Origin of the sequence: uncultured Bacteroides sp. (assembly GCF_905207245.1) — a bacterium.
Lineage (GTDB): Bacteria > Bacteroidota > Bacteroidia > Bacteroidales > Bacteroidaceae > Bacteroides.
Genome location: NZ_CAJLKP010000006.1, coordinates 1 through 25228 on the forward strand (window position 1 = coordinate 1; position 25228 = coordinate 25228).

The following is a 25228-nucleotide window of genomic DNA, read 5'->3' on the forward strand; positions in this document are numbered from 1 at the left end:
AACCCACAGCCAGCATGGCAGCTTCTGCCCACGACAAATCTTCCGCGGAATGTCCGAAGTATCTCCATGCAGCGGCATCCAGCCCTACAACATTTCCGCCGAACGGAGCATGTGAGACGTACATAGACAGTATTTCCTCTTTCGAAGCGCGGAATTCGAGGCGGGTAGCCAAAATCATTTCAATGAATTTCTCCCCGAAGGTGCGTGATTCATTTCTTGCCAGCCGGATGGTCTGCATCGTGAGGGTGCTTCCTCCGCTGACGACGCGTTTGTTTTTCAGATTTTGCCAGGCGGCTCTTCCGGTAGCGAATGGATTGATACCCCAATGGTGATAGAAATGCCTGTCTTCAAACATAATCAGGCATTGCTTTATCTTTTCCGGTGTAGTGCTTCGGGGCGGGAAACGCCATTGACCGTCGGAGGCAATGCGTGCACCCAATAATTCTCCGTTACGGTCGGCAACGACAGTAGAGTAGGGGACATGGAATAATTCTCTGGGAAGACATAATATGTAGGCTATCACCAGAACTGTAATAATGCTGAGTATTACTTTTCTGGTGATAGACAAGTGTTTGAAGAAATTGATAATCCGAGCTTCCATGAAACTACTTTAACGGCTTACCGTTGTCCTTCCCGCCTTTGTCCGTGCCTGTGCCGAAGCGTCATACATCGCTTCGCATTGGATAGCAGGCAGAATAAAATTACCGGCATACGTGGCTTGCAGCCTTACGGTAAATTTTTTCAGTTCGCTGCGTTGCAGGTCAAAGTATGTCAGTACCCGGTCGTCGCGAATATCCTGATAGGTATAATTGCGGGTCGGAGTACTTTCCGGGGTTATGAATCGTTCATTGTAAATCTCCCAACCTGACGGAATGATATGCGTTAATGCCAGGTTACTGTAACCGGTAGTCCCGCTGATATTACCTACGGTGATGACAGCCATAAAGTCCGTACCTTGTTTAATGTCATCTATAGATATAGTAGCTCCGTTCATATCCGTATATTTCACGTCCAGACGGAGATTATTGGAAATTGCAGGCAGCGTATCGTTGACTAACTGGGTATGCGTAATGAAATCCACATTCAACGCTCCCTTGCCTTGATTCTTCACTATTATATTTCCTGACGCCGGAGTGGTAGCCAGTTCCTTTCCAAATACAGCCTTAGCCGACTTCACGGCAGGTTGTTGCTTTCCGTTCCAGTTCCAGGTGAAATCAAGAGTGCCTGAGAGTTTTTCCGCCAGACGTCCCATTGCCATCAGTGAGAAAGCTGTGGACTGTGTACTGAACCAATTCTCATCTGCCAGATTCTGTGAAACCTTCTTGGCTTGTTGCAGGGCGGCCTGGTCTTTGTGCAGCAAGAGCAGGGTTTCCAATATCATCGCCTCGTCACGGTCATACGAACCATAGATGAAGTTTTGTGAAGAGTAGGGTTTCACGGTTGTTTCCGCATTGAATATCAATTCCTCTGCCGGCTTTGTTTTGCCTGTCAGGGCATATGCTGCCGCCAGTCTCCATTTGGCTTGTAACGACAGGTTGGCCTGTTCCTTCATTCTATTCATGGCTCCTTGTTCCGGAGCACCTGCCAATGCTAATGTATATAGTCTGTATGCCTGTTGCAATCCTGATTGCCAGTACGTCCAACTGTCATTCTGTTCCGGCATCCGCCAGTTTTGGGCGGCGGCACGCTGGAAACGCTTCCACTTATTCAGTACATTCGGATGAACGGCATAACCTTTCTCTTGTGCCAGTACGAGGAACATACCTGTATAAGAGGTTATCCACTCGTCGGCCACTGCATTTCCCGGCCAGTAGACAAAACCGCCGTTGGGGAGTTGCCGGGAGTAAATCTGCCGGATGCCTTCCTGTATATTGGTCTTTATTTTTTCGGCTTCTTCACTGTCTATGGCCTTAAACTGGTTGACAAACAGCAACGGCAATACTTTCGACGTCAGTTGCTCCGTGCAATGGTGCTGATAGTTGTATAGGAAGTCAAACCGTCGGCTGATGTCCACCGAAGGTATGCGCGAAACTTCCAACAACAGGCGGCTGCTTGCCGGAGATGCGTTATTCAAACTATACGGAATTGTTACGCTTTCTCCGCCTTGCACCCATTTGCTGGTGCGCAGAGTGACTGCCGGATTCGGATTCCGTATTTCTATTTCAATCGTTTCTTTAGTCTGTTTTCCGTCACCAGTGGCAGTCAGGTGGATAATTGCTTTTCCGGTTTGGCTACCTGTCTTTATTTTAAAGAAGGTAAGCTGGTCGCCCGGTTGCGCAAAAGTGATGGACTGTTGCTTATTGCTAACAACTTGCACACCGCCGCCGGTTGCCTGAATAGATACCATTACATTCTTCACTTCTTTTTCCATTGCAAAGACATTCACCGGAACCGTGATTTCCTCCTGTGTGCTCAGTACACGGGGAAGTGTAGACAACAGCATTAGCGGTGTCCGTACAAACGATGTCTTTTCAACCTTTCCGTAAGCCCCATCCTGTCCGGCAACTACCATTGTGCGGATAGAACCCACATACATGGGCAGTTTTAGCGTATGCGTTTTCTGTTTCCCTTTATCCAGATAGAACGGACCGATGAATTTGACTACCGGTTTGAAACGGTTTGCTTTTGCATCGGCGGGTTTCAATGTTTCGTCGCCACCTGTGCTGAACAGTGAACTGTAACGTCCTGCCGAGGCCCCGAGCACATCGTCATACATATCCCAGGTGCGGACACCCAGTGCTTCACGGGCATAGAAATCATTCCACGGGTCGGGTGTCTTGAAGTTTGTCAGGTCTAGCAATCCGTCATCTACGATAGCCAGTGTATAGGTCATCGGCTTGCCGCTTTTTTCACTGACTGTTACGTTGAAGTCTGTTTCCGGACGCAACACTTCCGGCATCTTAATCTGAGGTTGCAGTATGGTTTGCTTATTGGTCACCAATACCGGAACAACACCGTACATACGTATCGGCAAATCGTTCACCGTTTGTGCATGAGGCTGCAACAGGCTGATGTGCAGGTAAACATTCGGAGCCATTTCCGGGGTTACTTTGAAAGTATATTTGGTATCTTCGTTGCTGGAAACTTCGATCCATTCGCGTTGCAATACAGTTGAACCGTTTTCCAGGGAAACGAGCGCGCGTCCTCCTGCGGCGGCAGGGATGATGGCGGTTGCCGTTTCGCCGATCTCGTAAGATTCCTTATCCAGTGAGAATGCCAGCATTTTGATGCCGCTGGGGTCGGTCTTGCTTGAACGACCGCGCCAGTCGGGCCAGTCTATATAAACGGTTCCGCCGGTGGCGTGCCCACTCTCTTTATCTTTTACATACACCAGATAGCGTCCCCAATCCGGATAGTTAACCCGGAATTTGAAAGTCGCTTTTCCGCCTATGGTCTGTATGTTTCCACTGGCCACGGGAGTGATGGAACTGCTGTTTATGTATGTGCCGAATGATTCTTCCCGGTTCTCCCACCACCAACTCCAGGAGACGCGGTAGATTCTGTATTCCAGATTGGAACGGTTCACCAATTGACCTTCCGCATTCACTGTGACAATGTCAAATACGTGGTCTTGATCCGTTTCTATGTATTTTCCTTTCGGTTGGTTCAGGTTAATACCTACATAAGAAGAGAAGGGGGAGAACGGAATAGTCTGGCTGTATATGCTGGCATCTCCTCCCGGTTCGAATACACGGCTTGTTAAAGTTGCATTCAACATACCCGGAGCATGGGTGGCAGCCGGTAGTTTCAGAGTGAAAGCAGTTTTTCCTTCTGCATCCAGTGTACCATCGAATACATCATTTTTCACGGTGGTAAATTCTGTTGCCGGGTTATTGAAGATGTATTGGCTGTAATTCTTGAATTGTGTGTTTACCTTCGACAGGGACATCTCTACTTTGGCCTTCAGTCTGGATGCCGTGGCTCCCGTCAACCATGTGGAAGAAAGTACTACCGGCATTTCTTTCACTGATGCCTGAATGACTTTATCGGGTAGTTTCAGATTAATCTTCAGTCGGTTCGGTTTAACGGTTTCTATGCGGAGGCTCTTATGGAAAGCTGTTCCACCTACTTTGACATAGGCATTCCATAGCCCGGTCGGGTCTTCTGCCCGTGTCGGGATATCGAAAGTATAGAAGCCGTTCATACTTTGCGTAGAAATTATTTTTGTATAGAACTGGCCTCTCGGATTATAAAGTTCCAGTGCTACGGGATGTTTATCCGGAATTCTCTTTTCCCGGTCTTCCAGGATAAAGGCTACATGAAGCGTATCTCCCGGTCTCCATACTCCTCTTTCTCCATATACAAAGCCCTTCAAGCCTTTCTGGATATCTTTTCCGCCTACGTCAAACCGGCTGACGGATTGTTCTTCTCCATCTGCCACGCGGACGTATGCTTTCTGTTTATCCACTTCGGCTACCAGGATGAAAGGTATGCCTTGGGGAGTGATTTCCACAAAACCTTCATTGTTGGTTTCGCCTGTTCCGATGGCTTGCAGTTGGAAGTTATAAGCGGTCACTTTCGCTTTTTCCATCGGGCGGGTGTCCAGAATGTTGCTTACGGCAATCCAGAGTTTATTCAGAGAGTTCCGTTTTACAATCATTCCTATATTTGAAGCAAAAACATTGCAGGATGCTGCTCGGTCGGAATCCATATAGTAGGAGGGGTGACAAGGGTTGTTGCGTTGCCTCCAGTCATACTGGCGCCAGTCCATTTTAACTCCGCCATTATAATAGAAGTAAGCTTCAGGAGTATCCCATTCAGCCTCATTCTCTTCAGAAAGAGTGCTTCCGCTGACCTTTGTCAGCCCTTCGGGAGCTGTATTGTTGGCAAAACTCATTTCCTGATTCTCTGTTCCACTACAAGGATATGCCGAATATTCCTGTCGGAAAGAGAGAATGACGCGGTAGATAGCTCCCGGTTCCTGCCGGATAAGTCCGGCAAGGTCTATTGAATAATCTTCCCATCGGTGCACATCTTTCGTGCTGTCTTTGCTCAGCCAGAGCGTGTTCTGATAAACCAACCGTCCGGAACGGCGCAGTTCGCTGGCGGACGAAAGGGTATTTGTCTGCATAAACATCAGCACATTGTTCTCAAAAATGCGGATGACACTCAAATCCACTGCATAAAGATTGACTGCCCGGAACGGGATAATCAGGCTTTTGGAGTCGGGCAGGATGGCGGCTGAAGTAGACATTTCTACTTGCGGTTTCAGATTCAGTTCGCTGAACGAAATAGAGTGGGAGGTACCGAGTGGTTTATCTTTACTGTTTTTTACTCCTTCGTTTATCTTTAATGTCAGTTTAGCCAGTTGATTAGCTTCAAAGTAAATATATACTTTGTTGTCTTCTACCTGGAAGATGGAAGTAGATACTTCGGGGATTTCAATCAATCCTTTTAAATCCTGTGTAGTGGACACCGGGTCGGAGAATACGATTTCTATTCCGTTTTCCGGTTCTTCGATACGGTTGGCAGAAAGAAAACGAAAACTGTTCTTTGAAGGAATCAGTACGCTTTCAGTCAATTTTCGGTCGATGCCTGCAGGACTGCCATCTGCTCTTATTTCCAGTTCATAATCTTCTTCTTCACGGAGAATGCCGATAACCTCGAACTGATAGCGTGTCGGATTATCCGTCGGGATGATGTTTACCGGGTAGGTCTGTCCTTTTTCGCTCCCGGCAGTCAGCATCTTTTCTACCGCTTCTTTCTTTGCGGCGTCACTGAAACGTATTTCCCCCTTGACACCCACCTGCTCGGAGTGATTGTTTATGTCGGCTGTTGTCAGTGGTTCGATGTTGAGCGAGAAATTGGGTTCCTGCACGCGGAAAGAGAACTTAAATTCTTTCAGACGGCTGTCTACTTCTATAAATCTGCCCAGTTGGAAGGTACCTTCATAAAATTGCCCCGGTTTCAGGATACCCGCTTCGGGAACAAATTCAATCGTATTGTTGCTGATCCAATATGCTTTACCTTTCAGGGAAGGAGAGAAACTGAACGGACTTTCTTTCAGTTCATTATTCAAATCTACCATAGGCTGGTCTTGCGTCAGCTCTATGCGGATGTTCGAAGTTTGCGAGATAACTCCTCCGGTATATGCGTTCACGTAAGGAGCGTATTCGGCGGAAGGAACAATATCTTTCTTGCTGCTTGTGCAGGAAGAAAGGACAACAATACTCAGTAACAGAAAGAATAACGGATTGGCTATACAGCATTCAGCTTTCATTCGTCCCATGAACTTTAATTATTAATTATTAATTTGGAAACATTCCGCATCTTTCCATGCGGGAAACTTCTGCCTGAATTCTCTCAGCGCAGAGAGATCAAGAGGAGCGGTGGCGGTACCTTCTTCGTTGTCGGGTACACTGGCGAGGAGTTCGCCTTTGGGGGAGTAAATCACACTACCACCACTATGAGACATTTGATGGTTATCCGTGCCGACACGGTTCACGCCACATACGTAGCAAATGTTTTCGAGTGCGCGGGCTTGTAGTAGCACGTCCCATACCCGGCGGCGGGGCACAGGCCAGTTGGCAACGTATATCAGAAGGTCATATTCATTGTTCACATTACGGCTCCAGACCGGAAAGCGCAGGTCGTAGCAGACAAGCAAAAGAATATTCCAGCCCCGGTAAGAAATGATGGGCCGTCGGTTTCCTGCAGTGAAGTGTTCCGTTTCCTTTCCCATACGGAAAAGGTGGCGTTTATCGTAGTAATAAGCTTCTCCTTCGGGAGTAAGGAAAAAGGCACGATTGTAGTAGGGATGGTTTTCTGTAGAAGTTGCATCTTCGTTGCAGGCAATGTAACTGCCTGCGATAGCAAATTGGAACTCTGTCGCCCATTGGTGCAGGGTAGTGATAGTGTCTCCGGTCACAGGCTCAGCCAATTGCCGGCTGTTCATGCTGAATCCGGTAGAGAAGGTTTCGGGTAAGACAACAATCTCCGCTTCTCCGCGAAGCATTTCCAGCTTCTTGCGGAGTAGGCGGAGATTTTCTTGTTTATCTTCCCAAACAATATCTGTTTGTAATAGAGTTACACGCATAATATTTAGCTAAGAAGTAAATGATTATTCGCTTTGTATGTTCAGCTCTTAGTCCGAACCGTATCCGGTCCGTGTCTGCTCCGTACCAACTCCGTAGTATCTCCGTATCTATAGAGTACGGAGCTGGTACGGAGATACTACGGAGCAGATACGGAGTTGGTACGGAGCTGGTATGGATAAACTACGGGGAAGATATGGAGTCGATACCTTTATATATTCCCCAAAGCAAAGTTTTCCGGATTCTTTCCTTGGAAATCTTTATAATAGAGCTTTACCTCACGCATATCCTTTTCGATATCTCCTGACGGCATTATTGCCTTTGTAGCAGAAATCGTCTTGGTTCTATAATCAATTCCTATCATCACAATAGGAACCTGCGCTTTTGAAGCAATGAAATAAAATCCTTTCTTCCAATTGGGATTAGCCTTGCGGGTTCCCTCCGGCGTAATCGCAAGTTGAAACTTCTTACTTCTTGCAAACCTTTCTGCCATTTGGTCTACCAATGATGTTTTGCGTCCCCGGTCCACCGGTATACCGCCCACCGCTTTGAATATCAGTCCCAGTGGAAAGAAGAACCATTCTTTCTTCATCATGAAACTGGTTTTCCGTCCGATGGCACCATAAAATAGTTTGCCGATGAATAAATCCCAATTTGATGTATGAGGTGCTGCGGTTATCACGCATTTATCGTAATCCGGCACCGTCACGTTTGTCTTCCATCCCAAAATGCGATAGTAGATAAAGCCGTATATTGCTTTTTTCATTCCGGATACTTACTTCAGTTTACCGATACCGTCAATAATTGCGTCCACTTGCTTGTTAAAGTCTTCGCGGAATTTCTTGTAGAAACCTTTTACATTTCCCGGTTCAGTATGGCTGATGCGGCTAATGAATTCATCTTGCATTTCCAGAATTTCCCCCATCAGTTTATCAGCTTTTGCCCTATCGGTTCCGGGTACGTATAAGCTGTTTACCAAACACTCCATGAACAGTTCACCTGCGATATAGTTGACGTTTTTCTTAAGTTCTCTTCTACTTGCCATAATCTTTACTTTTTTAATGAATAAATTGATATTTCTCCGGTAAAGATAAGTACTTTCCACGGTATAAACCAACATTTCATATTTTTTTTGATGTGCGCATCCTTTCATAATTCAGAAAAAAACACGAAATTTGCGACGCTTTTGAACGAAACTTTACTAACACCTTTAAATAATTAGATAAAATGACAAAAAGTGCATTGCAAATTGCAAGGGCTGCTTATCAGCCCAAACTTCCGAAAGCGTTGAAGGGTGCCGTTAAGGCGGTGGCTGGCGCAGCTACTCAATCTGTGGCCGATCAGGAGGCTATCCAGAAATTGTTCCCTAACACCTACGGAATGCCTTTGATTAAGTTTGAGGCTACTGACGAAGTGGTTAACTTCCCTGCTATGAATGTGGGCGTTATTCTTTCAGGTGGTCAGGCTCCTGGCGGTCACAATGTGATTTCCGGTATTTTCGACGGTATCAAGAATCTGAATAAGGACAGCAAACTCTATGGTTTCATCCTTGGCCCCGGTGGTTTGGTAGACCATAACTATATGGAACTGACTGCTGATATTATTGACGAATACCGCAACACGGGTGGTTTCGATATCATCGGTTCAGGCCGTACGAAGTTGGAAAAAGAAGACCAGTTTGAGAAAGGTCTGGAAATCCTGAAACAACTTGATATCAAAGCATTGGTTATTATCGGTGGTGATGACTCTAATACAAATGCTTGTGTATTGGCTGAATACTATGCTGCTAAGAAATGCGGCGTACAGGTAATCGGTTGTCCGAAGACTATCGACGGTGACTTGAAAAACGAGATGATTGAAACTTCTTTCGGTTTCGACACAGCTTGCAAGGTTTACTCTGAAGTTATCGGTAACATCCAACGTGATTGTAACTCGGCCCGTAAATACTGGCACTTTATCAAACTGATGGGACGTTCTGCTTCTCACATCGCATTGGAATGTGCTTTGCAGGTACAACCTAATGTATGTATCGTATCAGAAGAAGTTGAAGCAAACGATATGTCTCTGGACGATGTAGTAACTTATATCGCTCAGGTAGTAGCTAACCGCGCTGCACAAGGTAACAACTTCGGTACGGTGCTTATCCCCGAAGGCTTGATCGAATTTATCCCTGCTATGAAGCGTCTGATTGCTGAGTTGAACGACTTCCTTGCTGCAAATGCAGAAGAATTCTCTCAAATCAAGAAGTCACACCAGCGTGATTATATCATCCGTAAACTTTCTCCGGAAAATGCAGCTATCTATGCCAGCTTGCCCGAAGGAGTTGCACGTCAGTTGACACTAGACCGCGACCCGCACGGAAACGTACAGGTCTCTTTGATTGAAACAGAGAAACTGTTGTCCGAAATGGTAGCTACCAAGCTTGCTGCATGGAAAGAAGAAGGTAAGTTCGTAGGTAAATTCGCTTCCCAGCACCACTTCTTCGGTTATGAAGGACGTTGTGCTGCTCCGTCTAATTACGATGCTGACTATTGCTACTCACTGGGTTATACGGCAGCTTCTTTGATTGCTAACGGTAAGACCGGTTACATGTCTTCTGTACGCAATACTACTGCTCCGGCTGACCAATGGATTGCAGGTGGTGTGCCCATCACAATGATGATGAACATGGAACGCCGCCATGGCGAAATGAAACCGGTTATCCAGAAAGCTCTGGTGAAACTGGATGGTGCTCCGTTCAAGGCATTTGCCGCTCAGCGCGATCAGTGGGCCATCACTACGGACTATGTATATCCGGGACCTATCCAGTACTTCGGACCTACAGAAGTTTGTGACCAGCCGACGAAGACTTTGCAGTTAGAACAAGCAAAATAAATCTTCTAAATGAAAAGAGAAGGGCGGGCTTGGTTCCGCCCTTTCTTTTCCTATTATTGTCATTTATGGCAGACAAGAAACCTCGTACAACTACAACCCGCAGGAAATCTGCTTCTCGCCCAACTGCACCCGTTGCACGTCGGGGTAAGAAGAAAAGTAAAGAGCGCATCATGCCTGCATGGCTACGCACTATACTTGCTGTTTGCATTATTGCTGTTTTTTCCGCAGGTTTCTATTGGTTCTTCATTCGTCCGTATGCTTATCGCTGGAAACCCTGTGCGGGTCAGAAAGGATACGGTGTCTGCATGCCCTGCGACTATGAAGTGCATGGCATTGACATTTCTCATTATCAGGGAAGCATAGACTGGGTGCAACTAACTTCCAACAAAGCATCCAAATTCCCCATTCATTTTGTCTTTATGAAAGCTACCGAAGGTGGCGACCATGGTGACGATACTTTTCCGTTCAACTTTGACCAAGCACGCCGTTACGGCTTTATTCGTGGTGCTTACCATTTCTTTTCTCCCAAAACTGATCCCAACAAACAGGCTGATTTCTTTATCCGTACCGTTCAGCTTACTACCGGAGATTTACCACCCGTGCTTGATGTGGAAACCATTGGCAAAAGTACCCCCCATGATTTAAAAATTGCCGTCAAGACTTGGCTCGACCGTGTAGAGGCGCATTATGGCGTAAAGCCCATCCTTTATACTTCTTATAAATTTAAGAGCCGCTTTCTCAACGATTCTGTATTCAATACGTATCCATATTGGATTGCACATTATTATGTGGACTCTGTGAAATACGAAGGTTCGTGGCATTTCTGGCAGCATACGGATGTAGGGAATGTTCCCGGCATCAAGGAGGAGGTGGACTTAAATGTGTTCAATGGCACATTAGAAGATTTGCGGGCGCTCACTCTGCAAAAGTGAGACTTTTCCCTATTGTCCGCCATATATTTTTTGCAATAATTGTGCCCCAAGTATAGGCCTGTAATGCCCCTTCTCATAATAGTTATGGATATCATTCGTATATTCATTGACACCACTGAAATCAAATACATGCTTTTCTCCGAAGATGTTTTTCAGTATTTCTATATCTGCCGGATTGATGTTGATTTGATTATAGTTAGGACTGATTATCACTTTTACCGAAGTCTTATGTAGCCGACAAATACATTCTATTTTTTGTAATAATGCGGTTTGCGCTTCCCAAAGTACTTGCGCATCTTCCCGATATTTTCCGTTTCTGTAATTGCTGTCGCTTGTTTTCTGGAATTCCTTCTTATGAGTTTTCCAATACTGTTCTCCTTCATCCTGAATCATTTTCTCTCTGGGATTTATGGCATCATTCGTTACCGGGTCCTTGATGGCATCATAAGGATTTATCACTCCTTTCATATAAGGGCGATATTGATGAAACATCTTATAATCGAGATAAGGAAACAGAAAACCGGGAAAGAAAAAAGCCTGGCAGAATTTCTCCTGGAAGCTGAAATTACTCATTCCCGATACGGCAGGTGGAAGCACGTAGTTATAACTGTTTTGAATCTGGTCTTTACTCAGTGATTCCTTATCCAGAATCAGAAGCAGATTCTTTATTTCCGCACCATTTTCATCTAAAGCTTGTAACTTCCGGCAGATGGCTGCCAGACTTTCATCGTTTCCGAACAGGCGGACTGCTCTGCCGCCATCCAGATATTTTTCCCACTCATGACACTGATAAGCCATCGTACAGGAGTTTCCCATTATAAAAGAATCAAAAGTAATGGAATCCCGATTATTCATGTACATTTGCCAACCGGCGTATCCTTCATTCAGTAACACAGGAGACTTATCGTAACGTTCATAACGTTTCAGGACCATGAAAGGGTCGTTCAGGAAGTACACCGCCAATAAGGCGATGAATGGTATCAGGAGTATGAATAATTTCATAGCGAAGTGCAGGGCTGCACTCTGCTCGCTGTTTTTTTTCATTGTTCTGTCTTTTGTTGATGGTTAGAATTGTAAATAGATAAAGCTGTCAGAATTGAACTGCCCCAAGGTGAAGAACAGGATGGCCAACAGATAGTAGATGCCCCATCTGACGAGCATTGACTGCTTTTCCAAAGCCTTTAATACATCCCATTTGGACATGAAGTACTCGTAGACTAAAATCAGAACGAGGGCGCTACCTGCTACGATGCAGTTGTGGTCCGGCATTCCGATGTTCATTTCTCTCCAACTGATATGGGTGCTGAACGAAATATTTTTGATGTAATAAAGTGCATCGGAAACAGATTCCAACCGGAAGAAAATCAGGGCAAGAGCAAAAAGAAGGTAGGTGCGGATAATGGATAAAGTGCTGAACAAAGGAGAACCCAGCCAATTTTTAATCTTGTTACGGAAAGTGGTTGTTTTCATCTCATAGAAAATGATAAGTCCCTGTATTAGTCCGTAAATGATGAAATTCCATCCTGCGCCATGCCAGGCTCCTAATCCTGCAAATGTCAGGCATAAGCTTAGAAATACGCCCCATTGCCCCCAACTGCGCATCCCGGAGGATAAGGGAAGATACAGATAATCCCTCACCCAGAAAGAAAGGGACATATGCCATCTTCTCCAGAATTCGGCGGTGGTTTGTGCTATGAACGGGCGGTTGAAGTTAGGGCTGAGCTTAAATCCTAACATACAAGCCCCTCCGAGTGCAATGTCGGTGTAACCGGAGAAGTCGCCGTATAGTTCTATAGGATATAAAAGGCATGCCATCAGTAATTGGATACCGGATGCTGCGTGTATGGAATTGAAAACACCATCCACGTATGGGGAGATATAGTCGGCAAGTATAAGCTTCTTTACTAAACCCACTACAATCAGTTTCATGCCGTAGACGATGGATGAGTAGTCTGTCGGTTTACCTGCTTTCAATTGGGGAAGCAGGTCGCTTGCCCGCTCTATGGGACCTGAGAGGAACTTCATGAAGAAAAGCATGTATATCATGAAGTCGATAATGTTCTCCTCCGGTGCTTCTTCTTTCCAGTAAACTTCTGTCAGATATGAAATGGCCTGGAAGGTATAAAAAGAGATGCCCAAAGGAAATAATAAATGCAAGCCGGGCAAGTGGTTGGCATATCGGAATGTCAGCCAACTCACTACAAGAAAGCATAGGCCTGAGACATAGACTTTCTTTGCATCCTGCTCGCGTTGCGCCCGCCTCACCCATTTGCCAAGAAAGAAGGTTGTCAGTGAAATAAGAAGTGCTATCATCAGAAAGGCTATGTGGTAGAAGCCTATGAAAATGCAGCTCGACAACAGTAATATAATTTTCTTGTATTGGGGTGGGATTGTGTAGTATAAGAGGAACGTACACACAAACAGTGTGACAAAATTCAAGGATATGAATGACATTTTCTATTTTGTTTTGGTTAAAATAGCGCTACAAATGTCTCCTACATTCTTGAAACGTACGATGTCTCTGAAAGTGAAATGCACATTGAACTCTTTTTCTATTCTGCTTATTAGGAGCATATTAGTCAATGAATTCCATCCTTCTACATCCTGGGCTGTGGTTTCACTCATGAGAGCGATGTTGTTTCTCTTTAAAATCTCCTGAAAAATCAGGCTCAGGTGGTCTAAAATAGTCTGCGTATCCATGTTAGTTTAGTTTATATTAATTCTAGTATTCTTTTACGATCAGTTTTGCTGCTGGTATTCAGTGGGAAGTGTTCCATACAGTGAATGTACTTGGGAATCATATAGAAAGGCAACCGGCTGTTCATGTGCTCTTCTATCTGCTGTTTGTCGAGATGAACTTTTTCAATGACCAGATGCAGTTCGCATTGATTGTTTTCTCCATATTTGGGGAGGACGACAGCTTTACATTCATTGTTGAAGTAATTCTTCACCACATGTTCTATCTCACTGAGTTCGATACGGAATCCTTGCAGCTTTATCTGGGAGTCTTTTCGTCCGCAATAAGTAATATCACCGTCCGCATCTATCTGGCAGAGGTCTCCGGTTTTGTAGTAGGTTTTCCCATCCGGTCCTTCGGTGAAACATTCCTGTGTCTTTTCCTGGGAATTCCAATAGCCGTTCATTACTTGCATGCCGCTGATCCAGAGTTCTCCGGTTTCTCCTGTAGAAACGGAAGTGGCATTACTGTCCATAATCAGCACGTCCATTCCGGCGAAGGGTTTTCCGATGGCAATCATACCGTTGTGGTGTTTGCATAGAGTGGTTGGTATTGGGTAAGCTGTGCAATAGATGGTACCTTCTGTAGGACCATAAAGGTTTACAAAGGAGGCATTGGGGGCACAGGCCCTGAAAGCTGACAATAATTCCACATCGGATGCTTCGGCGGTCACTACCAGGTATTTTAAATCGGGAAGTTGAATTTCCGGGAAATAGGGGAGTAGCAATTGGAGGAGGGAAGGGGCTACTGCGGCAAATGTGAGATTGTATTTTTCCAAGGTTTCAATGACATTGATATACTTCACACCTTCCGGTGAAACAGTATATACACATGCGCCTATGGTCAGTGGGTATAAGAAAGATACGATAGAAACATCGAAGGTGAGTTCGAACATTTGCAGCATCCGGTCATTCTCATCCAATTGCCAGCCCAGTTGATTGTATGCAGCATAAAAGGCATTCAGGTTTTGGTGGGAGATGGGGACTCCTTTAGGCTCTCCCGTGCTGCCGGAAGTGAAGATGATGTAGGCATTTTCACTTTTATCCGTATGAGTGGCAGACGCTGACGGGATGGTCTCTTGTAGGTCTGAAGTGCATATGAAGTCTACGTTCTGGGTATCTAAATTCAATACGCGAATATCTTTGGTATATAGGACTAAATGGATGTTGGCTAACTCTGCTATCTTTTTATTTCTATGTTTAGGATAGGCTGGGTGTAAGATTACATAAGTCTTTCCACTGATTAATACTGCCAGTATGGAGGCATATGTTTCTAACTTATTTTCTGCTACAATACCGATAGTTTTTTCTTCTCTTTCGTTGATTAAAGTAGATATTCTATATGCGGTTTCAGATAGTTCCCGATAGGTATAGGCGATATCATTAATCACAAATGCAGGATTCTCTGCATACTTCCTGAAAGCGTCCATGATATCATCGATCATGTTTTTTTGATGTTTTCCCATTCTGCCTGTAAGTTGATAGTTTATAGTAAATGTCTAATTTCGTTCTCTGTGTAGTAAAGACAGGGGGGATCTGTTTTCTCCCTATGGGTAAAACGTTAAAGAGTGTTAGTTGCTATCTGATATGAATGACGATGTGTTTTTTTCGGCGCGCAGCATCTACCGGAGAAGTCCGGCTGATGCTGCGCAGGATGAATAGTTTTATAGTTTGAATTTTACTGCTGCCCAACGGTTTTTTTCTTGGTGATGGACAAAGTGTAGTCCGTTGCGTTCGGCTTCTGCCTGAATCAGAGGAATGTCATCTACATAGAATCCACTCATGTAGAGTTCCGAACCCGGATGCATGCAGCGTACATATTGTTTCATATCATTCAGCAGAATATTTCGGTTGATATTGGCAATAATCACATCGAACGGACCTTTACTTTCCAGAGAAGAAGCGTCTCCCTGGAATACGGAAATATTATCCACATGATTCAACTCGATATTTTCCAGAGAGTTGCGTACGCACCACTCGTCAATGTCGATGGCGGTACAGGGAGCTGCACCACGTATACGGGCAAGGATGGCAAGGATGGAAGTACCGCAACCCATATCAAGCAGGGACTTGCCTTTCAATTCGCTGTCTAGCAATTCGGCTATAATGAGGCTGGTAGTTTCGTGATGTCCTGTGCCAAAAGCCATTTGCGGATTGATTACGATATCATATTCCGACTTGGGAACATCATGGTGGAAGGTACTGTGAATAACGCAACGGTCGCCAATAATGATTGGTTGGAAGAAGTTCTTTTCCCACTCCTCATTCCAGTCTTTATCTTCAGCTTCCACAAAAGTATACTCAATCTTTGTGTCCGGCAGAGGAAATTCTTCGATTGTTGTTTTGACGACTGTTTCGTCATACAAATCTTTCTGTATGTAAGCGGCGATGCCATCTTCCTGTTCTACAAAACTCTCAAAACCTGCATCACACAGAACTGCGGCAAGCACATCATTCACAGTCTCAGTGCAGGGAGAGGTGCGGAAGGTAAATTCTAAATATTTCATTGGAATACAATTTATTGTTAAATACAAAGAGCTTTTCTATATGGCGAACCTGTTTCTTTGTATATTTGTTTATCATGTGCAAAGATAATGCAAATCGAATGCAGAACTTTCATGCTTGCATGAAAAAGTTATGCTGAGGTGCAGCTTAATCTTAATTTAGAGATAAAGTATTTAGGGAAATCCCTATAATCATTTGGGGAAATTCTCCTCCATACGGTAAATCCCATCGCTATCTTTGTGACGTGATAGAATGGATTATTGTAAAACCTATAAACCACACCCATATGAAAAAGATTGTTTTTTTATCGCTTTTTGCCTTGTGCCTCCCCTGGATGGTTTCGGCGCAGAGCATAGATGACGACCTTTACTACATCCCTTCTAAGGATAAGAAGGAAAAGAAGCAAGAGAAGAAAACAACGACTCGTGCTGAAGAAATTGTAGTAAAGTCGAATGCACCGACTACGGTTTATACGTCGTCGGGGAACACTACTGTTGTAGTACAGGATCGTAAAGGAAATACACGCGATGTGGACGAATATAACCGTCGTTATGATTCGCGTGAGAATGACTTTGCCATGGAAGACGATACCTTATATATTAAAGAAAAGGCAGTGCCCGATCCGGATGGTGAATGGGTGAATGGCTTCGAAGGCTCGGAAGATGATTATGAATATGCAATGCGTATTGTACGTTTCCGTAACCCGCGTTATGCTGTGAGCATCAGTAGCCCGTACTATTGGGATGTTATGTATGGCCTGAATTCTTGGGATTGGAATGTATACTCCGACGGATTGTATGCTTATGCATTCCCTACTTTCTCTAACCGTTTGTGGTGGGATTGGCGCTATAATTCCTACGGATGGGGCGGCTATCCTTATTATGGTTGGGGTGGTTACTCTCCTTATTATAGCTACGGTGGCTGGGGAATTGGCTGGGGCGGCTTCTATGGCGGCTGGAATTGGGGATGGGGACACCATCACCATCATCACTATCCCGGCGGTGGCTGGTATCCCGGTGGCGGTGGGCACTGGGGAGGTGGTCATTGGAATAGTGGCAGCGTATATACGAATAGGCGCCATGATGGGACTCGTTATACCAGTGGAAATCGTGTCTCTACTGCGCAAGGAACTACACGTCGAGGTTCTGTAACGAATGGTGGACAAACCGTACGTCGTTCTTCGGATGGGACTACCGTAAGACGTAGTACCGGTACTTCTGGTAGTACAACTCGCAGGGTGGTAGGCACCCGAACCGGAAGTGAACGTCCGGGAATGAATACCCGACGAGATGCTGCTTCTTCACGGAGATCGACTTATACTCGTCCCAGCAGTACGCGTAATAATTCATATAATAGTAGTAATGTGGAAAGTGTTCGTAATAGTGGAGGAACTTCTACCCGTTCTTCTTCTGTAGGAACTACACGTCGTAGTAGCACTTCTACATCGACTTATAATAGAGGTAGTTCGACTAATCCTACCAGAAGCTACTCTAATGATAATAGCAGACGTTCTAACAACAATAGTAGTACTACTCGTTCTTATAACAATAGTCGTTCTTCTTCAAGTAGTAGTTACTCTTCCGGTAGTAGCTCACGTTCAAGCAGCTATTCATCCGGTAGTAGTGGTGGAGGTTCTTCCAGTCGCTCAAGTGGTGGCGGTGGTGGAGGTTCCAGTAGAAGAAGATAACTATATGGAGTGTTTACCATAAAAAGAAATTAGTATGAAAAAGAAATCAACGATGATAGCTTTAGCTGTGCTCGTGGCAACAAGTGTGAGTGCACAGACTGTATATGATGCAGCAAATATAATAAGTAAAGATTTGAACGGAACCGCCCGCTTTGTGGGCATGGGTGGTGCAATGGGAGCTTTGGGTGGTGATATTTCTACTATTGGAACAAATCCTGCCGGAATTGGTATCTATCGCAGTAATGATGCAATGGTTTCATTCGGCTTTTCCAGTATGGGAGTCGAAAGTAAGCTCGGAAGCAATACATTCAATAGTGATAAGAACCGTTGGAATTTTGATAATGCTGGTTTTGTGTTCTCTACGAAACTTGGGAATGTAACAACCTTGCGTTATGTCAACTTTGGATTTAACTATCATAAAGCGAAATCATTCAATCGGACAATGACGATGGGAGGGCAATATGGTCTGTCGCAGACAGACTTGATGGCAAGCCAGGCAAATCAAATGTACGGTGCGGGAATGGATCTTCAACAGTTGACAGAAAAAAATATTCTTCCGTATGATCAAGATAGAGTTGGTTGGTTAGGTGCTTTAGGATGGGATGCTCGTTTGTTTGATAGAGATGACGATCCTAATAATCCTTATCTCAGTTTGGGGATTAGCCCTTATGCTACTTATAAATCTGTAGAAAGAGGTGGAGTGGATCAATATGATTTTAATATTGCTTTTAATTTTAATGATCGCTTTTATTTTGGTGTTACCATTGGAGCATACGATGTAAATTATCGTAAGTCTTATTTCTATGGAGAAGATATGGGAAAGGGCGATGATTATAGTCTTAGCAGTGAGAATCGTATCAATGGTGCGGGTTGGGATGCTAAATTCGGTTTTATTCTTCGTCCTATGGAAGACTCTCCTTTGCGTCTTGGATTAGCTATCCATACGCCAACCTTTTATAAGCTGACTTATACTACCAGAGCAGCCATACAATCGAATATTTGGTATGTGAATAATGAAACAGGTGAAGAGTTTCAGGAACATCTCTCCTATAGTACTTATTATGAACTGAATGATAAGGATATGAAGAGCGAGTTTGAATTACGTACTCCATGGACATATAATTTAAGTATAGGTTATACAGTGGGAAGTAATTTGGCTTTAGGTGCCGAATATGAGTACCAGGATTATTCGAAAATGGCTTTCTATTATCCGGAAGGTGATAAAATGGAGTATGAGAGTGAAGAAGCAAAAATTAATAATAAAGGAGTGAACACTTTCCGTATTGGTGCTGAATATAAGGTAATCCCGGAATTTGCTCTTCGTTTGGGCTATAACTATAGCTCTGCTGCATTTAAGAATGATGCGGTTAAGACACTTCCTTATAATTCATTGAATGTAGATACTGACTTTGCAAATACGAAGTCTCTGAGTAATTATACATTGGGTATCGGCTATAGAGGTTCTTCATTCTATGTTGATCTGGCTTATAAATTCTCTGCTCAGAAAGCTGATTTCTATCCATTTGCTTTGCCGGGTAATAATGGTAATTATGATGTGCCGGCAGTAACGAAAGTCACAAACTCCCGTAGCCAAGTGCTATTTACTTTAGGTATGCGTTTCTAAAAGAACAACAATATAAGCAAATAACCTTTCATTGCAAATACCTTGTGTATTAAACCAAAATCCCCGAAGACTGCTTTGCAGAACTTCGGGGATTTTACTGTTTTATAAAGTCTTGAAAATAACACTTTTACAAGGAGTTAATACCTTGTCAACAAACTCTTAACTCTTTGTTGACAAACTCTTAACTTCTTGTTGGCAGGCTCTTAATAGGCTATCTTATCTTCTTTCTTAGTCCATGCTTCAAAAGCCTTGATGGCTTCGTTGTGCAGCAATATTTCCGATGGTAGTTTGCGGTCAGCAGGATTTAAGGCAATCTCATCATAAATGAAGGAGTCGTCGAAACCTATATTTTTAGCATCAGTCTTGTTGTTTCCATAATACATCTTGTCCAGTCGAGCCCAATAGATAGCGCCGAGGCACATGGGACACGGTTCACAGGAAGTATAGATTTCGCATCCACTGAGGTCGAAAGTTCCCAGCTTGGCAGCCGCCGCACGAATGGTGCTAACTTCGGCATGTGCTGTTGGGTCGCACGAAGCTGTAACACGGTTTGTTCCGGTGGCTATGATTTTACCATTTCTGGCAATGACGGCACCAAACGGACCGCCACCGTTAGCGACATTCTCCGTGGAGAGTTCAATCGCTTTTCTCATTAATTCTTCTTTGGTCATAATAAAATGATTGGTTTTAGTAATAAGGCAAAGATAAGAAATCTTTTTGCTTTATCAGCTAAAACCAATTGATATTGCCAGTGCTGTGTAACTCTTACCAGTATAAACCTATACCTATAGAAGCCGGATAGAGTTCAGGACCTTTATTTTTTTCAAACAGAGAAGTGAGTGCGAAGCGAGCATTGAATCCCAGGCAACCGTAACCTGCCTGTAACAACAGATTCAATCCAAGCGGATGGGTATTTAACTTATCACTTAATGTATGTTTTTTATTATCATATTTGGCTCTGGACTTAACTCCCACACGCCATTCCACTTCCGGACCGGCTGCAAGAAAGACACGGCGGCTACCAAATCTGGTTTGCCATTCAAGGCTGACGGGTAGACGGAAAGCCCAGTAGCGCAACCAGCTTTTCTGATATTCAGTATCTCCTTCAGCCGGGCGACAAACGGTGATGCCATCCAGCTTTTCGAAGCCATAATTATCATCCAGTTTATGGACGATGCGGGCGAAACCAAGGGTGGTAGTCAGTCCCCAGTGATTGTTAGGAGTGATGGCAACACCGGTATTGAACAGGTTGATACCCCATTCCCAGGACTTGGAACCCAGTTGTGGGACTTCAGCAGAATATTGGAACTTGCTTCCTGCCAATTTATCAAAGCCAAAGTAAAAGGCAGGATAATGCGGATCGAAGCGATAGTTGCCCTTTTTCTTTTTCATGAAAGGTACGGATACAGTAGTAGTCCGTTCGATACTGCGGCCGTCCAGATATACACCTTCAAACACTTGGGTATTCTCTATGGTATCGTTTTCAGCTTTGGCTTCGTACATCTTTACTTTGATTTTGCCGTCACGCTCCTTGATGACAACTTTACGGCCATTGAGGTAAAGAGTGGTGTCTTGCGGGATGCTTTCTTGTGCCATGACTGTCATGGAAGTCATAAGCAGAAATAAAAAGAATATTCGTTTCATAAGTTTTATAATTTGTGATTTATAATTTTTGGAGTTAGTCTTTGCTGAATATCAGTGTGACAAGGTCGTCACTATCTATTTCGCCTTCGATATAGATAAGAGTAGCTTCACCTTTCTTCCCGAGCCGGAACAGTATGAAACGATTAGTCTTATTCTGTAATGGAGGCAACTGGTAGTAACCTGATTGTATTTGTCCGTCAGTCACTACCTCCTTTATCTTCTTGGCATGTTCGCGGTCAGCCTCCAGGCAACGGTAAATTTCGGGTAATGCTTTTTCTGCTTTCGCCAGTTTTAGGCTCTGATAGTGGGTGATGTCCCAGTTCTTGGATAGCATTTTGGACAGTTCCACGTAGGTAGCCCCTTTCTGGTTGCCGTATTTTTGAAATACGGAAGCTATTTGTAGCTCTTTTTGGGCGTACATGCCGGTGCTGAACACTAACAGCAGGCAACATAGCAGGGTACGAATGAACTTTTTCATAATCATATCTATTAATTTTTTTTATTATTCAAACATCAGGTCAAGTACTTCATCTTCTGTGGTCCGCATATCACGGAAAGCAGCAAGAGCTTGTTCACGTACCAGATTGTCGTCGGTATATTGCTTGCCATCAATGATGACATAATTCTCTGGAGTAACGTGAAGGTATTGCTTGGTGCCGGCAATACCGATAAGCAATAATATTCCGGCTGCCACTCCGCTCATCATATAGATGAAGCGGCGGCGATGGGAGGGAAGCTTAGCTGTAGGGACACTCTTTTCTTGGAATGCTTTTACCTCTTGTTCCAGACAGATGAACAAGGGACGATATACTTGAAGGTGTTCGGGCACATTTTCCCGGTTGAAGAAACGGCGCAGTTCACGTTCTTCCTCGCACGAGGTCTGTCCCTCAAAATAGCGTTCTATTAATTCTTCTATCTTCATGCTTGGTTCCTCCTTATTCTTTCTTGTATGGTTTGCAGGTAAATTTCCCTCACTTTCTTCCGTGCCCTCGACAAATTGCTTCGGATAGCTTCCGGGTTGCAGCCTGTGATGTTGGCAATCTCTTCCGTTTCGTATTCTTCGATGTCCTTCATCCTCATGATGGTGCGCTGCAAGGCAGGCAGTGAATCGATAATTTCACGCATCAGGCGGATTTCATCCTTTATTTCAAGCAGCCGTTCCGGTGTCCCTCCGGGAGTGGCATCCTGCACATGTTCCAGTGGTACGTTGGTAGTATGCCTGGTGCGCCACATGTCCATGCAGAGATTATGCGTCATGGTCATGGCGAATGCTTCAATACTGCGGTACTGTTCCAGTTCAAGCCTTTTATTCCATAGCTTGAGCAAGACTTCCTGCACTGCATCTTCTGCATCGTCCGGACTCTCGGTCAACTTCCGCGCATAATTCAATAACTTATCGCGGAGAGGAAGAACGGATATTTTAAATTGTTTAAGTTCCATTTACATTGATAAGACGAATGAACTTGGCAAACGTGACATCAAATATAAAAAAAAGAATAATTTGTGAGATTGGTTATTTTTTTGTTTGCGTAAAATCTCTTTTTGTGATTTCTTTTATGGAGGGAAGATGTGTTTGTGTTCAGAATGAATTAGGGTGAAATTGTATTTATATAAGAAGAGGTTGTTTTTTTAACAACCTCTTCTCCGATTCATTAATCTTTCATATTGAACTTACTTTCCTGAAGATTCAGGTGGCTCGGTCCGTCACTGCCACAATCTATAATAATCTTGTGGAGAACTACAGCCGGAACTAGCGGACGAATAGTCAGGATATGGTCACCGGCTTTAAGGTCGGCATCAATGAATGATACTTTTGATTCAATGATGCGGGCGGCGGCAGCCGGATACATTTTACTATAATTGTGGGTCCAGTTCAAATCTTTATTGTAATTAATAATCTGTTCTTTGCCTCCATTAATGCTGATGGCATAGCTATGACCGCCCTGCACAAAAGGTAATGTACTGTCCAGGATCAGACGGAGGCGAACATCTTTTAAATCACTCTTCAATTTGAATTTGTATGAAACAGAGGCACCCTCAATAGATTTATTATAGGGCATGAGGGACAGGCCGGAGAGTGTGCGTCCGAGATCGGGAATAACTGTCCACTTCGTTTCTTTGCCTTGCTTACAATAGGCAAGGCGTTCGGCTTCCATTACTACTACACCGTTATTCTCTTCGTATTCATATCCTCCTGTTCTACTTTTGGAGATGTCAACACGTTTCACTTCAGGCATAATGTTTCCACCCTTCGGTTCATCCCAACTGGTATAGCCTATATGCGTCTGATCCATCATATGGTTCCATTTACCATTGGCAATATGATGATTATAATCATGGCAAAGTTCTGCATCACGTTTGAAGCAATATTCAGCGCGATCGGCCCAATGATTGGCACGTACATCTCCACATTGAGCCAACTTACGGTTCATGGCTACGGCATAATATAATTCGTAAAGATTAGCCATTGCTTGAATCGGAAACAGAATCAATTCTCTATAAGCATCTTTCTGCTCTTGAAGCAATGACGAGAACTGTCGGTAAGCATGGGCTTCCAATGCCAGAAATTCATCGGTAACGGCTTTAAATTCTCCATTCTCGAGGTTATAGGTCTTACTATCCAACATCTCAGCCGTAATTCTCGATGTATATTTGCAATAGAGATTTAATATACGGGCGGCCTCATCAGCTTGTGCTTCACCAAATTGTTGCTCACAAAAATCACGGGTATAATCCATCAAATTGTCGGCAGTATAGGATGTAGGATTCCAAGCCATACGCAAAAAGAAATCTGTGGGGAACTCATTCGGTTTTAAATCACCGACATTCAATATCCACATTTTATCTACACCATACTGATAGGTTAGAATAAGTTGCTCCCACATGTGCTGGATTTGTGTCATGTTCAACCATTGATAAGCGCGTGGTGCTCCGTGCAGGTCGACATGATAATACATACCATATCCTCCGGGATGCCGTTTGGCATTCAAGTCCGGCAGGCGGCGAACGTCGCCCCAGTTGTCATCGCATAGCAGAATCATCACATCATCAGGTATTTTCATTCCTTTGTCATAATACTCCAATACTTCGCTATAGAGTGCCCATAACTGGGGAGTTTCAGAAGCAGGCTTACCTGTCACATTGGCTATAATCTTGCGCTGTTCTTTCACAATGCTTTCTAATAATCGAGTGTCTGTATCAGATCCCATCGGAGCATCGCCGTCACCACGCATAGCAATAGTTACTACTTCTTCTTTTCCTTTCATCCGTTCGATGCCTTCGCGAAAGAAACGGTCTACCCCTTGTTTATTGGTTTGATAATTCCAGTCTCCATAAGCCTTTCGATTGCGGGCATATTCTTGATGGTTGCGTGCCATCGGTTCGTGGTGGGAGGTGCCGATAATGATTCCCATCTCATCAGCCAGAGGACTGTTCATCGGATCATCGGCATAAAATGCTGCACTCCACATGGCGGGCCACAGGAAGTTGGCTTTCAACCGTAGTAGCAGTTCATACAAGTGCACATACATTTTGCTGTTGAATCCACCGAATTTTTCGGTAGACCATCTACCCATGCAAGGCCATTCGTCATTGATGAAGATGCCACGATATTTCACTTTGGGTTCACCATCGGTGTAAATACCTTCCTTGATATAGATAGCATCTTGATGTTGCACAGGAACATCTGCCCACCAATACCAAGGTGAGATGCCCATTTGCTTCGATAGTTCGTAGATACCATAGATTGTTCCGCGCTTGTCACTTCCGGCAATCAGCAATACGTCACCCTCGATGCCTTTCAATGGTGAATGGAGCGTAGTAATGATATACTTTTCGTTTTTGCCTTTGAGCAGATTCGCATCAAGCTTTTTGGCTTTTATCAATTGTTTTATGATCGGACTGCTATCTATCGAGCCTATGATAATCTTAACATTGTCTGCAGTGCTGTTTGCCTTTTCGGGTTTTACGCCACAGACCTTTTCAAAGTCTGTTTGCAGGTTATCTATAGCCGTGAGTACCCCTTTATGTTCATCCTCACCACTGCAAAGAATGGTGAATGAATGCTCCTCCGGAGAGAGGAGCGGGAAACCGTTACTTGTTTTGGTAAAAGACACAAACTGTTCGGCAGCACTTGGTGAAAGTACCGTGACTGTTAATAAAAGGAGAATATAAAAGATACGCTTCATATGTT

At 44.1% G+C, this 25228-nt stretch carries 20 protein-coding genes; 4 read left to right on the forward strand and 16 right to left on the reverse strand.

Annotated features, from left to right (window positions below; translation table 11 throughout):
• The 5 genes from QZ135_RS03205 to QZ135_RS03225 all read right to left on the reverse strand — a co-directional run.
• Positions 1 to 601: transglycosylase domain-containing protein (locus QZ135_RS03205; RefSeq protein WP_294605894.1), on the reverse strand; the 601-nt coding region annotated here is incomplete at its 3' end.
• A gap of 9 nt (positions 602 to 610) precedes the next feature.
• Positions 611 to 6229, reverse strand: a complete 5619-nt coding sequence (locus QZ135_RS03210) for an MG2 domain-containing protein (protein ID WP_294605896.1) — start codon at positions 6227 to 6229, stop codon at positions 611 to 613.
• A gap of 12 nt (positions 6230 to 6241) precedes the next feature.
• Positions 6242 to 7036: an amidohydrolase gene (locus QZ135_RS03215; RefSeq protein ID WP_294605898.1), complete on the reverse strand. Its 795-nt coding sequence runs from the start codon at positions 7034 to 7036 to the stop codon at positions 6242 to 6244.
• 209 nt (positions 7037 to 7245) lie between these two features.
• Complete coding sequence (locus QZ135_RS03220; RefSeq protein WP_294605900.1) at positions 7246 to 7800, reverse strand: 1-acyl-sn-glycerol-3-phosphate acyltransferase; 555 nt, start codon at positions 7798 to 7800, stop codon at positions 7246 to 7248.
• Between the two features lie 9 nt (positions 7801 to 7809).
• Positions 7810 to 8079 (reverse strand): hypothetical protein, encoded by a 270-nt coding sequence (locus QZ135_RS03225; RefSeq protein WP_009131196.1) that lies wholly within the window; start codon positions 8077 to 8079, stop codon positions 7810 to 7812.
• Positions 8080 to 8261: 182 nt separating this feature from the next.
• Between QZ135_RS03225 and QZ135_RS03230 the strand changes: the two genes are divergently transcribed.
• Positions 8262 to 9908: a diphosphate--fructose-6-phosphate 1-phosphotransferase gene (locus tag QZ135_RS03230; protein WP_294605903.1), complete on the forward strand. Its 1647-nt coding sequence runs from the start codon at positions 8262 to 8264 to the stop codon at positions 9906 to 9908.
• A gap of 170 nt (positions 9909 to 10078) precedes the next feature.
• The gene (locus tag QZ135_RS03235) at positions 10079 to 10840 is read left to right on the forward strand and encodes a glycoside hydrolase family 25 protein (RefSeq protein ID WP_294606021.1); all 762 of its coding nucleotides are present in this window, start codon (positions 10079 to 10081) and stop codon (positions 10838 to 10840) included.
• 9 nt (positions 10841 to 10849) lie between these two features.
• Here QZ135_RS03235 and QZ135_RS03240 read toward each other — a convergent pair whose 3' ends face one another.
• From QZ135_RS03240 to prmA, 5 genes are all read right to left on the reverse strand, one after another.
• Positions 10850 to 11884, reverse strand: a complete 1035-nt coding sequence (locus QZ135_RS03240; protein WP_294605904.1) for a histidine kinase — start codon at positions 11882 to 11884, stop codon at positions 10850 to 10852.
• A gap of 21 nt (positions 11885 to 11905) precedes the next feature.
• Entirely contained in the window at positions 11906 to 13294 is a 1389-nt protein-coding gene (locus QZ135_RS03245) for an MBOAT family O-acyltransferase (RefSeq protein WP_294605905.1), read from the reverse strand.
• 3 nt (positions 13295 to 13297) lie between these two features.
• Positions 13298 to 13540, reverse strand: a complete 243-nt coding sequence (locus QZ135_RS03250) for an acyl carrier protein (protein WP_294605906.1) — start codon at positions 13538 to 13540, stop codon at positions 13298 to 13300.
• A gap of 11 nt (positions 13541 to 13551) precedes the next feature.
• Positions 13552 to 15042, reverse strand: a complete 1491-nt coding sequence (locus tag QZ135_RS03255) for an amino acid adenylation domain-containing protein (protein WP_294605907.1) — start codon at positions 15040 to 15042, stop codon at positions 13552 to 13554.
• A gap of 198 nt (positions 15043 to 15240) precedes the next feature.
• Complete coding sequence (prmA, locus tag QZ135_RS03260) at positions 15241 to 16083, reverse strand: 50S ribosomal protein L11 methyltransferase (protein WP_294605908.1); 843 nt, start codon at positions 16081 to 16083, stop codon at positions 15241 to 15243.
• Positions 16084 to 16367: 284 nt separating this feature from the next.
• On the opposite strand from prmA, the gene QZ135_RS03265 reads away from it, so the two are divergent.
• A complete protein-coding gene (locus tag QZ135_RS03265; RefSeq protein WP_294605909.1) occupies positions 16368 to 17768 on the forward strand; it encodes a hypothetical protein in 1401 nt (466 codons plus the stop codon).
• Positions 17769 to 17802: 34 nt separating this feature from the next.
• Positions 17803 to 19392, forward strand: coding sequence for a TonB-dependent receptor (locus QZ135_RS03270; protein ID WP_294605910.1), 1590 nt, complete (start codon positions 17803 to 17805; stop codon positions 19390 to 19392).
• A gap of 203 nt (positions 19393 to 19595) precedes the next feature.
• Here QZ135_RS03270 and QZ135_RS03275 read toward each other — a convergent pair whose 3' ends face one another.
• The 6 genes from QZ135_RS03275 to QZ135_RS03300 all read right to left on the reverse strand — a co-directional run bounded on the left by QZ135_RS03275 (position 19596) and on the right by QZ135_RS03300 (position 25223).
• The gene (locus QZ135_RS03275) at positions 19596 to 20063 is read right to left on the reverse strand and encodes a nucleoside deaminase (protein WP_294605911.1); all 468 of its coding nucleotides are present in this window, start codon (positions 20061 to 20063) and stop codon (positions 19596 to 19598) included.
• A 94-nt stretch (positions 20064 to 20157) separates the two neighbouring features.
• Positions 20158 to 21036: a hypothetical protein gene (locus QZ135_RS03280; protein WP_294605912.1), complete on the reverse strand. Its 879-nt coding sequence runs from the start codon at positions 21034 to 21036 to the stop codon at positions 20158 to 20160.
• Positions 21037 to 21070: 34 nt separating this feature from the next.
• The gene (locus QZ135_RS03285) at positions 21071 to 21514 is read right to left on the reverse strand and encodes a DUF6108 family protein (protein ID WP_294605913.1); all 444 of its coding nucleotides are present in this window, start codon (positions 21512 to 21514) and stop codon (positions 21071 to 21073) included.
• Between the two features lie 24 nt (positions 21515 to 21538).
• Positions 21539 to 21958 carry a hypothetical protein gene (locus tag QZ135_RS03290; protein ID WP_294605914.1) on the reverse strand — a complete coding sequence of 140 codons (420 nt, stop codon included), beginning with the start codon at positions 21956 to 21958 and terminating at the stop codon, positions 21539 to 21541.
• Positions 21955 to 22476: an RNA polymerase sigma factor gene (locus tag QZ135_RS03295; RefSeq protein WP_294605915.1), complete on the reverse strand. Its 522-nt coding sequence runs from the start codon at positions 22474 to 22476 to the stop codon at positions 21955 to 21957. Before QZ135_RS03295 ends, QZ135_RS03290 begins: the two co-directional genes overlap by 4 nt.
• Positions 22477 to 22688: 212 nt before the next feature.
• Positions 22689 to 25223, reverse strand: coding sequence for a glycosyl hydrolase 115 family protein (locus QZ135_RS03300; RefSeq protein ID WP_294605916.1), 2535 nt, complete (start codon positions 25221 to 25223; stop codon positions 22689 to 22691).
• Between the last annotated feature and the right edge of the window lie 5 nt (positions 25224 to 25228).

Coding starts and splice junctions, on each gene's coding strand:
- QZ135_RS03210 (WP_294605896.1), bottom strand. CDS start 6,229: ATGGGACGAATGAAAGCTGAATGCTGTATAGCCAATCCGTTATTCTTT.
- QZ135_RS03215 (WP_294605898.1), bottom strand. CDS start 7,036: ATGCGTGTAACTCTATTACAAACAGATATTGTTTGGGAAGATAAACAA.
- QZ135_RS03220 (WP_294605900.1), bottom strand. CDS start 7,800: ATGAAAAAAGCAATATACGGCTTTATCTACTATCGCATTTTGGGATGG.
- QZ135_RS03225 (WP_009131196.1), bottom strand. CDS start 8,079: ATGGCAAGTAGAAGAGAACTTAAGAAAAACGTCAACTATATCGCAGGT.
- QZ135_RS03230 (WP_294605903.1), top strand. CDS start 8,262: ATGACAAAAAGTGCATTGCAAATTGCAAGGGCTGCTTATCAGCCCAAA.
- QZ135_RS03235 (WP_294606021.1), top strand. CDS start 10,079: ATGCCTGCATGGCTACGCACTATACTTGCTGTTTGCATTATTGCTGTT.
- QZ135_RS03240 (WP_294605904.1), bottom strand. CDS start 11,884: ATGAAAAAAAACAGCGAGCAGAGTGCAGCCCTGCACTTCGCTATGAAA.
- QZ135_RS03245 (WP_294605905.1), bottom strand. CDS start 13,294: ATGTCATTCATATCCTTGAATTTTGTCACACTGTTTGTGTGTACGTTC.
- QZ135_RS03250 (WP_294605906.1), bottom strand. CDS start 13,540: ATGGATACGCAGACTATTTTAGACCACCTGAGCCTGATTTTTCAGGAG.
- QZ135_RS03255 (WP_294605907.1), bottom strand. CDS start 15,042: ATGGGAAAACATCAAAAAAACATGATCGATGATATCATGGACGCTTTC.
- prmA (WP_294605908.1), bottom strand. CDS start 16,083: ATGAAATATTTAGAATTTACCTTCCGCACCTCTCCCTGCACTGAGACT.
- QZ135_RS03265 (WP_294605909.1), top strand. CDS start 16,368: ATGAAAAAGATTGTTTTTTTATCGCTTTTTGCCTTGTGCCTCCCCTGG.
- QZ135_RS03270 (WP_294605910.1), top strand. CDS start 17,803: ATGAAAAAGAAATCAACGATGATAGCTTTAGCTGTGCTCGTGGCAACA.
- QZ135_RS03275 (WP_294605911.1), bottom strand. CDS start 20,063: ATGACCAAAGAAGAATTAATGAGAAAAGCGATTGAACTCTCCACGGAG.
- QZ135_RS03280 (WP_294605912.1), bottom strand. CDS start 21,036: ATGAAACGAATATTCTTTTTATTTCTGCTTATGACTTCCATGACAGTC.
- QZ135_RS03285 (WP_294605913.1), bottom strand. CDS start 21,514: ATGAAAAAGTTCATTCGTACCCTGCTATGTTGCCTGCTGTTAGTGTTC.
- QZ135_RS03290 (WP_294605914.1), bottom strand. CDS start 21,958: ATGAAGATAGAAGAATTAATAGAACGCTATTTTGAGGGACAGACCTCG.
- QZ135_RS03295 (WP_294605915.1), bottom strand. CDS start 22,476: ATGGAACTTAAACAATTTAAAATATCCGTTCTTCCTCTCCGCGATAAG.
- QZ135_RS03300 (WP_294605916.1), bottom strand. CDS start 25,223: ATGAAGCGTATCTTTTATATTCTCCTTTTATTAACAGTCACGGTACTT.